Here is a 14,951-nt window from a genome sequence, read left to right on the forward strand (position 1 = left end):
ATCTCCGCGTGACTACCTCCCCGACCGGCTGGAGCTTCGAGACCCGGCAGATCCACGCCGGGGCGGCACCCGACGCGGCGACCGGCGCCCGCGCGGTGCCGATCTACCAGACCACGTCGTTCGTGTTCGACGACACCCGGCACGCGGCCGACCTGTTCTCCCTCGCCGAGGTCGGCTTCACCTACACCCGGGTCGTCAATCCCACCCAGGACGCCCTGGAGCAGCGGATCGCGGACCTGGAGGGCGGGGTCGCGGCGCTGGCGACCGCGAGCGGCCAGGCGGCGCAGACCCTGGCGGTGCTCAACCTGGCCGGCGCTGGCAGCCACCTGGTGTCGTCGACGTCGCTGTACGGGGGGACGTACGCGCTGTTCAAGCACACGCTGGCCGAGCTCGGCATCACCACGACGTTCGTCGACGACCCGGACGACCTCGATGCCTGGCGGGCCGCGATCCGCCCGAACACCGTCGCGCTGTACGGCGAGACGATCGGCAACCCGCGGGGGAACGTCCTGGACATCGCCGGCGTCGCCGAGGTCGGGCACGCCGCCGGGGTGCCGCTGATCGTCGACAACACGCTCGCCTCGCCGTACCTGAACCGTCCCCTCGAACACGGCGCCGACATCGTGCTGCACTCGGCGACCAAGTTCATCGGCGGGCACGGGACGACGATCGGCGGGATCATCGTCGACGGCGGGCGGTTCGACTGGACGGCCGGGCGCCACCCCCGCTTCACCACCCCCGACCCCGCCTACCACGGCCTGGTCTTCCACGAGGCGTTCGCCGAGACCGCCTTCATCGTGCGGGCCCGCGCCCGGCTGCTGCGCGACCTGGGCCCGGCGCTGTCCCCCGTGAACGCGTTCCTGCTGCTGCAGGGGCTGGAGACGCTGTCGCTGCGGATGGAGCGCCACAGCGCCAACGCGGCCCGGGTGGCCGCCTGGCTCGCCGAGCGTCCCGAGGTCACCTGGGTGGCGTACCCGGGCCTGGCGGACAGCCGCTGGTACCCGGCGGCCCAGCGCTACCTGCCCCGCGGGGCCGGGGCGGTGCTGGCGTTCGGGATCCGCGGCGGCGCGGCGGCCGGGCGGGCCTTTATCGAGGGCCTGGAACTGCACAGCCATCTCGCCAACGTCGGCGACGTCCGCTCGCTGGCGATCCACCCGGCGTCCACGACGCACGCCCAGCTCACCCCCGACGAGCAGGTCGACAGCGGGGTGAGTGAGGAACTCGTCCGGCTGTCGGTGGGCATCGAGGGCGTCGAGGACATCCTCGCCGACCTGGACCGGGGCTTCCGCGCCGCCAAGGAACGCTGACCCGCCGGCTCCTCGGGGTTCCCCGGCGGTGGCACCGCCGGCCGACCAGCGGGATTGGATCCGCCTTCGCCGGGTGATAACGGACGCGGGTCGGGCGCCCTCCCGGGCCGCCGCCCGCCCACCGCGGGCGGCCCGCCCGACGGGTCCGTGCGGAGCTGGCGAGGAGATGGCGTGTTCGGCTTCAAGAAGATCATCGGTCGGAGTCGGGAAATGGTCGAGCCGTCCGTGCGGCTGATCCGGCCGGGTCTCGGGGGCTTCAAGCAGTTCCTCATGCGCGGGAACATCGTCGACCTGGCCGTCGCCGTGATCATCGGTACCGCGTTCACCGCGGTGGTCAAGGCGATGGTCGACGACCTGCTCACGCCGCTGATCGCCGCGGTGGGCGGCAAGCCGGACTTCGCCCGGCTGTCGTTCACGATCAACCACAGCGTGTTCCGCTACGGCCTGTTCCTCAACGCCGTGGTGGCCTTCCTGCTCGTTGCCTCGGTCGTCTACTTCGTGGTCGTCCTGCCACTGGCGAAGGCGAACGAACTGCGCAGGCGCGGCCATCCCGTGCCCGAGGCGGAGCCGGCGATCAGCGACGAGACGCGCCTGCTCACCGAGATCCGCGACCTGCTCGCCGGCGACGGCCGGCGCCTGCCCGACCAGCCGAGCGAGGCGGCGCAGGCGGGCGCGGTGATCGCCGCACAGGACACCGAGCCCTGACTCTTCAAGCCACCAAGAAGGACCCCTGCGGCAGCAGGGACGACTCAGGCCCGGGGTGGCCGCGCCCGGCGCAGCTCGGGAAGACCCCCGCGCGGGCGGGGACGACTCTGGGAGCGCGCTACCGCTTGCGGGCGATCAGGGCGTAGGCGCTGATGTCGGCGTCGGAGATGAGATCGGGGTCGCTGCCGGGCTCGGGGCGCCAGCGGTGCAGCACCTCGACGCCGGGCTCGACCAGCTCCCACCCGGCGGGCAGCAGGGCGGTGAGCTCGGCGCGGTCGCGGGTCTGGAACGGGATGCCGCGGCTGTTGTAGACCTCGACGACCCGCGCCGCGGCCTGCGGCGCGAGCTCGGCCGTGCCGTGGCTGACGACGAGGAAACTGCCGGCGGGCAGCCGCTCGCACAGCCGGGCGACGATGTCCGCGGGCCGGTCGGCGTCGGGGAAGAAGTGCAGGATCGCGATGAGCGACAGCGCGATCGGCCGCGCCGGGTCGAGGGTGGCGGCGAACTCCGGCACGGCGATCATCTCGTCGGGGCGGCGCAGGTCCGCGTCGACGTAGGCGGTCCGGCCCTGCGGCGTTCCGGTCAGCAGGGCCCGCGCGTGGACGAGCACGATCGGGTCGTTGTCGACGTAGACGATCCGCGCGTCCGGGGCGACCCGCTGGGCGATCTCGTGCAGGTTCGGCGAGGTCGGAATGCCCGTGCCCACGTCGACGAACTGCCGCACCCCGGCGTCGGCCGCCAGGTACCGCACGGCCCGGTGCAGGAAGGCCCGGTTCTGGCTGGCGTAGGTGCGCAGGTGGGGAAAGACCGCCAGCGCCTGCTCGGCCGCCTCCCGGTCCGCCGCGTAGTTGTCCTTGCCGCCGAGGTAGTAGTCGTACATCCGGGCCGAGTGCGGGATGTCCTCCCGCAGGTCGACCGATCGCGCGCGTCCGCTCGTCCCCGCGTCTGCCTGCACGTCCGCCCCGCCTCTCTGCTCCCCGACACGTGGCTGCGGCGTCCACGCCCCGGCGCGCGTCGCCCGCACAACCGGATCTTTCCATCCCCGCGGGCGGCACGGTCCACCGGGCAGGAACATCACATCCGCGACGTCCGGCCGGGGTTCGGAACCACTCGTCTCGAGGCGACCACGGGCACCGCCGTCGCCACCCGGCTCGGCTCGGCTCGGTGACTGAACCCAGTGGGCCCACGCACCCCGTGGTCCGCCGGACTCCAGCGGGCCTATGGACATAGTCGACTTTCGCGATTAGCTTGACCCTGGTCAGGCCGCTGCGCCGGGCCCGGGGGACGCCTCGCCGGACTGCATGGTTCGCGGTCACGGCCGGCCGGTCGTCGGCGTGCCCGTGGCGGCTTGGCCACGTTCCCCAGCGGCCCGCGCACGAACCGGCTTCGTGGCCCGGGTCGAACGCAGGCCCGAGTCGAGGGAGTGGTGCGATGCCGCCGGCACCCGATCGGCGTCCCGCGAGCGCACGGTGGGGCCTGCCGCGCAGCCGGTCCGCCCGGTGGCGGCTCACCCGGCGGCTCGTGATCGATCTGCGCCGTTCGTCCAGCAGTCGCTGTCCCGCTCCCTGACCGGTCCGATCCCGCGGTCCGCCTGCGCCGCATCGCGGCCGCAGCCTCGGTCACGGTCCGCTCCGCCGCGCCGCACCGCCTCATCCGACCGCTCCGGACCGTCCCGCGGGTCCAGGCCGCCGGCCGGGGAGCCCCGCGACACGATCGGCCAGGGCCCGACAGCGCGGGACCCGCCGGATCGGCGGCCGCCGACTGGACCGCCCGGATCGCCAGGGCCGCACCGGTCTCCGGCCGGCATCCCACACCACCGCGCGGAACCCACCCGGACGGCTGTCGGGACGATGCCCACGGCTCGGGCGGGGGCCCACCGCGGGAGCGGCCCGGCGCCGGCACCAGCCCCACCCGCCTCGACCGAAAGGCCAGACATGGCAGACATCCCGTTGGCCGTCCTCGATCTCGTTCCGGTCAGCGCCGGTGACACCCCGAACGACGCGCTACGCAACACCGTCGACCTGGCCCGGCAGGCGGAGGAGTTCGGTTATCGGCGGTACTGGTTCGCCGAGCATCACCTCAACCCCGGCCTGCTCGGCGTGTCCCCCGCGGTGGCGATCGCGCTGGTGGCCGGGGCGACGTCGACGATCCGGCTCGGCTCGGCCGGCGTGCAGAGCGGGCATCGCACCCCGCTGTCCGTCGTCGAGGAGTTCGGGCTGATCGACGCGCTGCACCCCGGCCGCCTGGACCTCGGCATCGGCCGCTCACCGGGCCGGCCGGCACCGACGAACGGCGCGCCCCGCAACGGCTCGTCCCCGGCCGGCGCGGACGGCGGAACCGGAGACGGCGGACCCGGGGACGGCGCAGCAACACCCACCCCGGCCCCGGCCCTCGTCACGGCCGCGGCGGCCGCCTACCAGGCCAGCCTCGGCGGGGTCGACCACAGCACCGAGCAGCGGGCCGCCAACGGCCTGCTGATCCCCCGCCGGTTCGACTTCAGCCGGCTGCTCGGCTCCCCCCGGCTGGGGGTGACCCTGTCGCTGCTGCAGCAGCCGGGCGCCTACACCCCGGAGTACGCCGACCAGGTCGACGACGTCCTCGCCCTGCTGCGCGACACCTACCACACCGCGGACGGCCAGACGGCCAGCGCCTGGCCCGGGGCCGGCGCGGCGCTGGAGGTGTGGATCCTCGGGGCGTCCGGAGGGTCGAGCGCGTCCGTGGCGGGTTCGCGGGGGCTGCGCTTCGCGGCGTCCTACCATCACAGCCCCAGCACGGTGCTCGACGCGGTCGAGGCGTACCGGGCGGCGTTCGAGCCGTCGACGGATCTCGCCGCCCCGTACGTCTCGGTGTCCGCCGACGTCGTCGTCGGTGAGGACGACGCCAGCGCGGCCCGGCTGGCCGCCGGCTACGGGCTGTGGGTCCGCAGCATCCGCAGCGGCGCGGGCGCGATCCCGTTCCCCACTCCCGAGCAGGCCGCCGCGCACACGTGGAGCGACGACGATCGGGAGCTGGTCGCCGACCGGGTCGCCACCCAGCTCGTCGGCTCCCCGTCGACCGTCGCCGACCGGCTCGAACAGCTCGCGGCGGCGACCGGCGCGGACGAGCTGGCCGTCACCACGATCACCCACCGGCACGCCGACCGGGTGCGTTCCTACGAGCTGCTGGCCGCGGAGTGGGCCCGCCGCCACGGCTGAGGCGTCCCGGGGCGATCGGGGCCGAACCGGGCGGCGCGGTGACGGGTCCGGCGCCCCGGCTGACGATGCGGAAGGCCACGGCGCCGGCCGTTGTTGAAGCGAACCGTTGAAGCGGGATCGTTGGACAGGACCGTTGGCCAGGACTGTGCGGCGGTCCGTTGACGTCGACCAGTGACGAAGGGATGGACTGCGGTGCCGAAGGCATACGTCTATACCGCGAACGGCGGCCCCGAGGTGGAGACGTTCACCGATCTGCCGGCGCCCGAGCCCGGCCCGGGTCAGCTCGCGATCGCGGTGCGCGCGGTGGGCGTCAACCCCGCGGACTGGAAGCTGCGCGACGGCTACTCGATACCCGGCCTGCCCGACCCGGTGTTCCCCGTCGTGCTGGGGCTGGAGGCGGCCGGCGTGGTCACCGGCGTCGGCCCGCAGGTGGCGGGATTCGCGGTGGGCGACGAGGTCCTCGGGATCACGGTCGGCGGCGCCTACGCCGAGTACACCCTGCTCGCGGCCGCGCTGGCCACGCACAAGCCGGCCGCGGTGAGCTTCCGCGACGCGGCCGCCCTGCCGGTCGCGGCGGCGACCGCCTATGACGGCGTGCACCAGTTCGCGCTGCCGCCGGGCGCGACCCTGCTGATCACCGGCGTCGGCGGTGGGGTGGGCGTGGCCGCCGCGCAGATCGCCCGGCACGCCGGGCTCACCGTCGTCGGCACGGCGAGCGCCGGGAAGAAGGACCTCGTCGAGTCCCTCGGGGTCGCCTGGGTCGAGCCGGGCCCGGGCGTCGTCGACCGGGTCCGCACGGTCGCGCCGCAGGGCGTCGACGCGGTCTACGACCTCGTCGGCGGTGCGGCGCTCGAGGAGATCGCCGGGGTGCTCACCCCGCCGGCCTCCGCCGCCGACGCCCCGCCGCGCCTGGTCACGGCCGCGGACACGGCGACGGTCACCCGCCTCGGCGGGGTGGCCGTGCAGCGGGCCCGCAACGCGGACGTGCTCGACGCCGTCGCCGGCCTCGTCGCGGCCGGGGTGCTGGACCCCCAGGTCAGCGACGTCTACCCGCTGGACCGGGCGGACGCGGCCCTGCGGGCGGTGGAGACCGGTCACGCCCGCGGCAAGATCGTGATCGAGGTCGCCGGGTGACGACCCGGCATGTCCTGGACAACCCCGCCCGCTCGGCCCTGCTCGGCCCGCACGCGCACCTCGCCGAGCGGCGTGGGGAGGTGCTGCGCTATCCGGCGGACGTCTGCCCGTTCATCGCCCTGCCGGACGAGCCGGACGAGAACACCTGGCGGGACCTGGCGGCGTTGCTCGGTCCGGGCGCCCTGGTGCCGTTCACCGGCGTCGACGCGGCCGTGCCGCCTGGGTGGGAGGAGGTCGGCTTCGGCCCGGGGGTCCAGATGATCGACGCCGGGATCGATGCGGTCGACGACGANGACGCGGTACGCCTCGGTCCGGCGGACGTCGCGGAGATGCTCGACCTGGTGGCCCGCACGCGCCCGGGCCCGTTCCTGCCCCGCACCATCGCGCTGGGCACCTACCTCGGCATCCGCCGCGGCGGGGCGCTGGTCGCCATGGCCGGGGAGCGGCTGCACCCACCGGGCTGGACCGAGATCAGTGCCGTCTGCACCGATCCGGATCATCAGGGGACGGGGCTGGCGTCCCGGCTCGTGCGGGCGGTCGCCGCCGGGATCCGCGCCCGCGGTGAGATCCCCTTCCTGCACGCCGCCGCGACGAACACGAACGCGATCCGTCTCTACGAGACCCTCGGCTTCCGGCAGCGGCGCACCGTGACCTTCCGCGCCGCCCGGGTCCCGGGCGGCGTGCCCGTGCCTGTGCCCGCCCAGGCCGACGGGCCGCTCGCCGCGCGCCCGGGCGCCGGCGCGGACGAGCCGGCGGTATGAGCGGTGCCGACACATCGGCCGGTCAGCGGGTCGCCGCCGGCGAGGCGGTGGCGATGGCCAGCGACCTCATCGCCTTCGACACCAGCAACCACGGCGACCCGCATGCCCGGGGCACCGAGCGGCCCGCGGCCGAGTACGTGGCCGGCCGGCTGGCCGACGTCGGCTACGACGTCACCTACGTGGAGTCCGGCGCACCCGGGCGCGGCAACGTCGTCGCGCGGCTGACCGGCGCCGACCCGTCGCGGGGCGCCCTGCTCCTGCACGGTCACCTCGACGTCGTCCCGGCGGACGCGGCCGACTGGACGGTCCACCCGTTCTCCGGCGAGGTGCGCGACGGCTACGTGTGGGGGCGCGGCGCCGTCGACATGAAGGGCGCGGTGGCGATCATGTTGGCGGTGGCACGCCGCCTGCGCCGGGAGGGGGTCACCCCGCCGCGCGATCTGATCTTCGCGTTCGTCGCCGACGAGGAGGCCGGCGGCTGGTACGGGGCTCGCTGGCTGGTGGACAACCGTCCCGATCTGTTCGAGGGCGCCACCGAGGCGATCGGCGAGGTCGGCGGCTTCTCCGTCACCCTCGGCTCCACCACCCCCGGCTCCACCACCACCGGCGAGGACGTGCGCGCCTACCTGGTCCAGACGGCAGAGAAGGGCAGCATGTGGCTGCGGCTGGCGGCCCGCGGCCGCGGCGGGCACGGCTCGATGCTGCACGACGACAACGCGATCGCGGCTCTGGCAGCGGCCGTCGCCCGCCTCGACGCCCACCGCTTCCCGCTGGTGCTCACCGATCCGATCCGGGCGCTGCTCACCGGCATCGCGGACATCACCGGGGCCCCGTTCGACGAGGCCGATCCGCAGGCCGCCGTCGACCGCCTCGGCCCGCTGGCGCGCCTGGTCGGAGCGGCGCTGCGGGACACGGCGAACGTGACCCTGTTCGACGCCGGGTACCGGTCGAACGTCGTGCCCGCCACGGCCCGCGCCACCGTGGACGGCCGGTTTCTGCCCGGGCGGGAGGAGGCGTTCGGCCGCGAGCTGGTCGAGGTGCTCGGCCCGCGGGTGCTGGCCGAATGGGACACCCTGCCGCCGGTCGGGACGAGCTTCGACGGCGCCCTGGTGGCGGCGATCGAAGCGGCGATCGAAGCGGAGGACCCGGGCGCGCGCGTCCTGCCCTACCTGCTGGCCGCGGGGACGGACGCGAAGTCGTTTCAGCGGCTGGGGATCCGCCACCTCGGATTCACGCCGCTGCGCCTGCCGCCGGAGCTGGACTTCAGCGCCCTGTTCCACGGGGTCGACGAACGGGTCCCCGTCGCGGCCCTGGAGTTCGGCACCCGCGTGCTGGATCGGCTGCTGCGGACCTGCTGACCGCACCGCGCGACCACGGATCCGCCCCGGTCGACCGTGCGCATCCCCCGCCTGCCCGGGTAGGACTGGGATGTCGGCGCCGGGCACGGCGCTGACCACCGGGCGCTGGACCGACACCGGGCGCTGGACGGACACCGCGCACAGGACGGACACCGTGCACAGGACCGGCACCGCGCACGGCACCGGCACCGGCACCGCACCAACCGGACGGGCACGGCCGTGCCGGAGGGCCCGGCGGGCGGACGACGATCGGCCCTGATCTCCCGATGCGCACCGATCTACCGTCGAACCGGGCATCGCCGAAGCGGTCCGGGCGCCCCGTCGGTCCGGACGCCCACCAGCGGACGAGGGGAACACACGATGACATCGACGAGTGTGGGCGCGCCAGGTTTCACCGCCAGCGCCAGTGACAAGACCACCGTCACCCTCGACCATGCCGGGGGTGGTGTCCTGCCCGCGGCCACCTGCCTGTGGCTGCTCGCCGGCGAGCAGGTGGGCCGGGTCGCCTTCCGCGCGGACGGGGAGATCCTCGTCCTGCCGGTGAACTACGTGCTGGACGGGGACGCCATCGCGTTCCGCACGGCCACCGGTTCCAAGCTGGCCGCGGCGCTCGAGGAGGACGCCGTCGGATTCGAGGTCGACGGCCATGACCCGGTGGCCCGCGCGGGCTGGAGCGTTCTGATCAACGGCAGGGCGGTGGCGGTCACCGATCAGCAGACCCTGGCCAGGCTGGAGAAGACCGGGCTCGCCCCGTGGGCGGACCGCATCGAGCACCCGCACTGGGTGCGCATCCTGCCCGAGTCGATGACCGGCCGGGTCGTCGCCCACTCCTGACGCGCCCGCTCCCTGACGCGCCTGGCCCTGACGCGCCCGACCCAGGCGGGCCACTCCCTGTGACGGGCCAGCGCCGACCGGCTGGGCGAGCGGGTGTCAGTCCAGGCCGATGGCGAGCAGGCAGACGTCGTCGTCGCGCCCGGAGGGAGCGGTGATCTCGGCGAGGATCCCGTCGCACAGGTTCTCCAGCCCACCGCCGGGCCCGGGCCCACCGGCCGGGTCGGGGCCGGGTGCGGTCCCGGCGCTCGCGGCGGCGGCGAACGCGTCGAGGCCCAGCGACAGGGACGCCCCCCGCCGTTCCACCAGCCCGTCGCTGTAGAGCAGCAGCCGGCAGCCGGGCGGCAGCGGCAGCTCGCTCTGTCCGTACCGGTGGCCTGGCGCCGCGCCGAGAATCGGGCCGTGTACCTGTTCGAGGTAGCGCGTGGACGACCCGGCGATCAGCAGCGGCGGCGGGTGTCCCGCGCTGGACCAGGTCAACCGCCGCTCGCCCGGGGTGAGATGGGCGACGACGGCGGTGGCCAGCGTCTCGTCGCCCTCGCCGGCGAGGTTCGCGGCGAGCTGGGTGGTGATCTCCGCCGGGCTCCGGCCCTGCAGCGCGTACGCCCGGGTGGCCTGGTGAAGCTCCGCCATGATCGCGATCGCGCCGAGGCCGTGGCCGCCGACGTCCCCGACGACGACCATGAGCGCGCCGTCCGGCAACACGATGGCGTCGTACCAGTCGCCGCCGATGCCGACGTCCCGGCTCGCCGGCAGGTACCGGGCGCTGAGTCGCACTCCGGCCGGATCGGGCAGCCGCTGCGGCAGGATCGCCCGTTGCAGGACGGTGACCAGCGTCGTCTGGCGCTCGTACAGCCGGGCCCGCTCGAAGGCGTGGGCGCAGATCCCGGCGAGGGTCTGCAGGAACGCCTGATCGCTCGGGTCGAAGTCGCGGGGCACGTCCCAGACGAGCACGAGGACGCCGATGAGCCGACCGGAGACGACCAGCGGCAGGTGGGCACAGGCGTTCAGCCCGAGGACCCGCACCGTCTGGTCCCGGTCCGGGTAGTCGGCGAGGTACTCGGCCCGGCTGGGGTGGTAGCGGGGCCGCCGGTCGCGCACGACGTCGGCGGCGGCGGCCGGCCCGCGGATCGGAAGGGCCTGCCACATCGCGAGGACCGGCGAGGTCGCCGGGTGCACGATGCTGCGGTACGGCTCGCCGTCGTCGCCGTGCAGCATGACCGCCGCGAACACGATCCCGAGGTCGGCGGCGGCGGTCTGCACGACCACGTCGCCGAGCTCGTCGACGGTCAGGGCCTGCCCGATCGCGTGGGTGAGGTCGAGCAGGCGGGCGGCGCGCCAGAGTGTGGTGGACCCGGGGCCCGCGCCGTCGCGATCCGCCTGCACCGAGCTGACGTCGCCGACCAGCCCGACCATCCGCGCCGCGCCGTCCGTCTCGTCCCGCACCATGGCCCCACGGGCCTGGACCCAGCGGATCGAGCCGTCCGGACGCAGGATCCGATACTCCTCCAGGACGGCGCCGGCGGTGCGGGCGGCGTCCGACAGGGTCGTGCGCACGCCCGCCAGGTCCTCCGGGTGGACCATGGCGAGGGCGGCGTCGATGGTCCCGTCGAACTCGTCTGGGGCCAGACCGCACAGCGCGGCCGCCTGTTCGTCGCAGACGAGCTGACCGCTGGCCGGCTCCCAGCTCCACACCCCGATCTCGGCGCCGGCCAGGGTCAGCGACAGATCGGCGACTTCGGCCGTGGGACGTACCGCCGCCCGGCCGGCCGGGGCGGTGCGTCCGGCTCCGGCGCCGCCCACGCCTGCCGGTGACGGCCCCGCGGCCTGGTAAGACGGGCCCGTCGACCGGCTCCGTCCCGGCCCGCGGCCCCGCAGCGCACGGACCGCGCGACCTGCCCGCAGTCCCACCTTTGCGCCGCCCTCCCCGCGCATCGACGCCCGGCCCACGGCCGCGCGTTGGGCGGGCCGGGAAACCGATGCTCCGGCCCGCCCGGGTAATCCTCCCCCGGCGCACCGCTGGGCACACTTTGGGCTCCGCATCCGATCGGCCCGCCCGGCCAGGGCGCTCGCGCCGGCGGGACCGGGGATGGGCCCCGCTGCGCGCGGGGCTACTCGAGGATGTCGATGACGCCGGCCGCGTCGAACCCGCGCAGCAGCGACTCGTTGGCGGAGATCAGGTGGCGCCGCCAGAACCGCTCCGCCTCGTCCGCCTCGCCGGCCCGGACCAGGCTGATCAGCTTCTCGTAGGCCCGGACCGCCCGGCGGTACTGCAACTGCACCTCGTCCGGCTCGGACTCGTAGTGCGTCCTCGTCGCGGTCGCCATGTGCCGCGCGAGAATCTCCTGGATCATGCCGGCCGTGACCACGAGCGCGCGGTTGCCGGACTGCTCGACGACGACCTCGTGGAACCGGGCGAAGCCCGCCCCGACAGCGGCACCGCTCACGTCCTGGGCCAGCTTGGCGGTCAGTTCGTCGAGCGCCGCGACGAGCGCCTCGATCGCGTCGTCGGAACCCCGGTCGGCGACCAGCCACGCGGCCAGCGGTTCGATCCCGAGGCGCGCGATGAGCACCTCACCGAGGGTGGTGCCCGCGACGGCGAGCAGTAGCCCGGCCGGGCGGGCGACCATCTCGGGGCCCGGTACCCGGATGCGGGCGCCGGTGCGGGAGCCGCGGCGGACCTCGACGAGGGACTCGGCCTCCAGCACCCGCACGGCCTCGCGCAGCGTCGGGCGGGAGACCCCGAAGTGGGCCATGAGTTCGGCCTCGCGGGGGAGATAGTCGCCGTCGCGCAGTTCCCCGGTGACGATCATCCGCCGGAGCCTGCGGGTGAGCAGCTCGGCTGTCTTCGGGGACCGCACGTCCGCCCCGGACCGACCCTCCGGCAGAGAGAAGACCGGCGCGGCCATGGGATCGACTCCTCGCGTTGCATGGAATGTCGGACGCTGCGAACCACCGCCGCGATCCCGGTCAGGGCCGCGGGATCACGGCTCCGCGTCCATGCTACTACAGAGTAAACCTAGTTAGCTTTGAGGTGATTGCGGCCCCGGTAACCCGTGATGCGCGCCCGGTCGCAAAACGATACCTGCCGGATCGGACCGGGCGGCGGGCGCGCCTGGCGACGTGACCATTACCGCACCTCATACCCGCCGCGGGTCGCCGGCTGGGTGCGTGACGTGCCCGGTGGGGTCGCGACCTGCACGTAGAGCAGGCCGGTGCGCAGGGCCTGCGTCCGCGTGGAGTCCAGGGACTCCCAGATCGCCCGCACGGTCTGCTGGACCGCCACGGTCGGGTGGCGGGCGATGCGCTCCGCGATGTCCTGCGCCCGCGACCACAGCCGGTCACGGGGGACGACCTCGCTGACGAAACCGATCTCGTGGGCACGCCTGGCCGACATCCGTTCGTCGTTACCGAGCAGCGCCATGCGCAGCACCTCGCCGATCGGGATACGGCGGGCCAGCCCGATCGGCTCCAACGCCGCGGTCATGCCGAAGGTGACGTGCGGGTCGAAGAAGGTCGCGTCCTCACCGGCGATGATGATGTCGGCCTCGTTCAGCCAGTACAGCGCCCCACCCGCGGCCATGCCGTGCACCGCGCACACGAGCGGCTTCCAGCACTGGTTGAACTTCGGGGAGAGGTAGGCGGCCGGGTCCACCTGCTTGAGGGGCTCCTTCGCGAGGTCGTAGCCCTCGACCACGTCGACGCCGGTGCTGAAGGCGCGCTCGCCCTGCGCCCGCAGGACGACGACATGTACGTCGTCGGTGACGGCGGCGAAGTCCCAGATCGCCCGGAAGTCGTCCAGCACCTCCTGGTTGAACGAGTTGAGCCGGTCGGGCCGGTTGAGCGTGAGGGTGAGAACGTGATCATCACCCAGCGTGGCGAGGACGCTCGTCAGCGCGGGTACCTCGGCTGGCATCTCGTTGCCTCCTCGTCATCGGGGTGGCCGTAGGACCCCCGACCCGGCCCGGCCGGCACGGCGAGGACGTAGCCGGGTTGGGCAGCACACCCTCCGACATCTCTAACTTAGTGCACGAGGATAGCCCACCAGGCCGTCTCCGCGCCACGGACGCACAGGGACCCGAGCGGCCGACCCGAGCAACGCGGTCGATCGTGCCGACTCCGCCGTCCACCCCGCCCACCCGGACCGTTCCCGAGCCACCCCGACCCGAGCCCGGGACCGCCCCCGCGCACCACAACCGGCCGCGCGCCGAACTCCCCTCAGGCCGGAGCTCATGGTGCGTGCCCACCGGGATCGGCGGCGTCATCGAGGCCATCACCCGGCCATTCGATGCCCCGGACAAAGCGCGCGTCGGCGCCGCGGCGTCACGCCGGGNACCCACTTCCCGCGATGCACACAAGACCGACGATCATGCGGTCCGCGTCCCTGGGCCCACCATCGTCCGTGTCTCGACCGACGTGACCACACAATCACAAGGAGGGGACAACCCAGTGACACCACGCGTCGCACCGCCGACCCGGGAACACCCCGGATTGCGGGCCCCACTATCGCCGCATGCGCCGATTCCACCCGTCGAACCGATCTCCGCCCCACTCGACGCCGAATTCTCGACGTCGCCCCACCCGGAACGCGACAGACACTCAGACAGACCCCGGATCGAACCTCCACACCCGCCGGACCACCTCCCGGAAGATGATGGTCGAAAGGTCGCTGACCAGCACGGCGACAAACTCCGGGGGCAGCGGCGGGACCCGCCACGACGGGGGGGNGAATGCGGGCGCCACCGCCGGGTTGATCAGGCCGCCGCGCACACCATCGCGACCCGGCGGCGAACCGACGGACATCCCACTGCCGGACGGGGAGGACGGAACACGAGCCGCCGGCTGGCCCCGTTGATTCCCACGAGCGCGCGGCGCCAGGACAGCCGGAAAGGTCGACCTGACCTCTCTGGACGGCACGGACGTCCGAGACACGGCGTCGGACGACGGGTGCCGACACGGCGAGCGTTCCCAGGACCACCGCGGGACCGCGCCGAGCCCTCCACCACGGTTGACAGCCGCGCCGCCGCCGGCCCGGCGGCCCCCCTGCCATGTCCCTGACCAGCGAAGATGCGCAACGGAGCCCGTCGTGTTCCCGGTCCGCCGGCGTTGGGTCGGCGTCGTTGAACTCGGCTCCCGGCCAGCCGCCCGGTCCTGGTGCGCCTCGCCGATCCACCTGCGGGCACGGCCCCGCCAGCCGGCGTCGGACCGGGGGCCGCTGAACCCGCGAAAGTCGTCGACCTGCGGCGGCAACGCACGGGCCAGGTCGTCCCGCGCAGCTCTGAACCCGTGTCCCGACGTCCCGGAGAACCTGCGCAGCCGCCTGCCGTGGCGGCGAGAGACGTTTTTCCGGCCGGGGCCGGGGGCAACCTGACCGCATCACCGCGACCCGCATTCAACAGCCGATCTGCCGGTTCCTGAACAGCGGCGGTTCCAGCGGTGGACAAACTCGAGACGATCGGCCTCGCGAATCATCCGAGAAAAACACGTGAGCCAACCACGAGGCAAGTACGAAAACATGCACGGGCCGTGCCAACCCGCCACCCGAGGCGGGCCATGAACTCGGCCCCGGATGATGTCGTCGGCGACCGGTCGACGGTCACGCAAAGCTAATCCGTGCTCCTTTTTCCGCCGATTTCGGTACGTCGTTCTGCGCGGTTTCAG

Annotated in this window: 10 protein-coding genes and 1 pseudogene; 7 read left to right on the top strand and 4 right to left on the bottom strand. The window is 74.0% G+C overall.

The features are described from left to right. The first annotated feature begins 8 nt into the window (after window positions 1–8). On the top strand, window positions 9–1,307 hold the full coding sequence (locus tag FF36_RS24130; protein WP_044887452.1) for a bifunctional o-acetylhomoserine/o-acetylserine sulfhydrylase: 1,299 nt from the start codon (window positions 9–11) through the stop codon (window positions 1,305–1,307). 171 nt (window positions 1,308–1,478) lie between these two features. Continuing rightward, complete coding sequence (mscL, locus tag FF36_RS24135; protein ID WP_063897425.1) at window positions 1,479–2,012, top strand: large conductance mechanosensitive channel protein MscL; 534 nt, start codon at window positions 1,479–1,481, stop codon at window positions 2,010–2,012. A 118-nt stretch (window positions 2,013–2,130) separates the two neighbouring features. Here the strand turns inward: mscL and FF36_RS24140 are convergent, their stop codons facing one another. After that, window positions 2,131–2,967 carry an SAM-dependent methyltransferase gene (locus tag FF36_RS24140; protein WP_044887453.1) on the bottom strand — a complete coding sequence of 279 codons (837 nt, stop codon included), beginning with the start codon at window positions 2,965–2,967 and terminating at the stop codon, window positions 2,131–2,133. Between the two features lie 979 nt (window positions 2,968–3,946). Here FF36_RS24140 and FF36_RS24150 point away from each other — a divergent pair. The 5 genes and pseudogenes from FF36_RS24150 to FF36_RS24175 all read left to right on the top strand — a co-directional run bounded on the left by FF36_RS24150 (window position 3,947) and on the right by FF36_RS24175 (window position 9,293). Further along, window positions 3,947–5,206, top strand: coding sequence for an LLM class flavin-dependent oxidoreductase (locus FF36_RS24150; protein WP_044887455.1), 1,260 nt, complete (start codon window positions 3,947–3,949; stop codon window positions 5,204–5,206). Between the two features lie 192 nt (window positions 5,207–5,398). Further along, on the top strand, window positions 5,399–6,340 hold the full coding sequence (locus FF36_RS24155) for an NADP-dependent oxidoreductase (RefSeq protein ID WP_044887456.1): 942 nt from the start codon (window positions 5,399–5,401) through the stop codon (window positions 6,338–6,340). A 293-nt stretch (window positions 6,341–6,633) separates the two neighbouring features. Continuing rightward, window positions 6,634–7,101: pseudogene (locus FF36_RS38880) on the top strand (GNAT family N-acetyltransferase); the annotation flags it as partial. Then, window positions 7,098–8,459, top strand: a complete 1,362-nt coding sequence (locus tag FF36_RS24165; RefSeq protein WP_044887458.1) for a M20/M25/M40 family metallo-hydrolase — start codon at window positions 7,098–7,100, stop codon at window positions 8,457–8,459. The pseudogene FF36_RS38880 and the gene FF36_RS24165, both read left to right, overlap by 4 nt. Before the next feature lie 360 nt (window positions 8,460–8,819). After that, entirely contained in the window at window positions 8,820–9,293 is a 474-nt protein-coding gene (locus tag FF36_RS24175; RefSeq protein ID WP_044887460.1) for a pyridoxamine 5'-phosphate oxidase family protein, read from the top strand. 96 nt (window positions 9,294–9,389) lie between these two features. Here FF36_RS24175 and FF36_RS24180 read toward each other — a convergent pair whose 3' ends face one another. From FF36_RS24180 to FF36_RS24190, 3 genes are all read right to left on the bottom strand, one after another. Then, window positions 9,390–11,093: a SpoIIE family protein phosphatase gene (locus FF36_RS24180; RefSeq protein WP_242422801.1), complete on the bottom strand. Its 1,704-nt coding sequence runs from the start codon at window positions 11,091–11,093 to the stop codon at window positions 9,390–9,392. A 308-nt stretch (window positions 11,094–11,401) separates the two neighbouring features. Further along, window positions 11,402–12,199: a FadR/GntR family transcriptional regulator gene (locus FF36_RS24185; RefSeq protein WP_044887462.1), complete on the bottom strand. Its 798-nt coding sequence runs from the start codon at window positions 12,197–12,199 to the stop codon at window positions 11,402–11,404. A 221-nt stretch (window positions 12,200–12,420) separates the two neighbouring features. After that, entirely contained in the window at window positions 12,421–13,206 is a 786-nt protein-coding gene (locus FF36_RS24190; protein ID WP_095212335.1) for an enoyl-CoA hydratase/isomerase family protein, read from the bottom strand. Between the last annotated feature and the right edge of the window lie 1,745 nt (window positions 13,207–14,951).

The sequence above is a fragment of the Frankia torreyi genome (genome assembly GCF_000948395.1).
Taxonomy (GTDB): domain Bacteria; phylum Actinomycetota; class Actinomycetes; order Frankiales; family Frankiaceae; genus Frankia; species Frankia torreyi.

What these genes read in the sequence shown, in the direction of transcription:
- FF36_RS24175 (WP_044887460.1), top strand. Translation starts at nt 8,820, where the DNA reads ATGACATCGACGAGTGTGGGCGCGCCAGGTTTCACCGCCAGCGCCAGT.
- FF36_RS24165 (WP_044887458.1), top strand. Translation starts at nt 7,098, where the DNA reads ATGAGCGGTGCCGACACATCGGCCGGTCAGCGGGTCGCCGCCGGCGAG.
- FF36_RS24190 (WP_095212335.1), bottom strand. Translation starts at nt 13,206, where the DNA reads ATGCCAGCCGAGGTACCCGCGCTGACGAGCGTCCTCGCCACGCTGGGT.
- FF36_RS24150 (WP_044887455.1), top strand. Translation starts at nt 3,947, where the DNA reads ATGGCAGACATCCCGTTGGCCGTCCTCGATCTCGTTCCGGTCAGCGCC.
- FF36_RS24185 (WP_044887462.1), bottom strand. Translation starts at nt 12,199, where the DNA reads ATGGCCGCGCCGGTCTTCTCTCTGCCGGAGGGTCGGTCCGGGGCGGAC.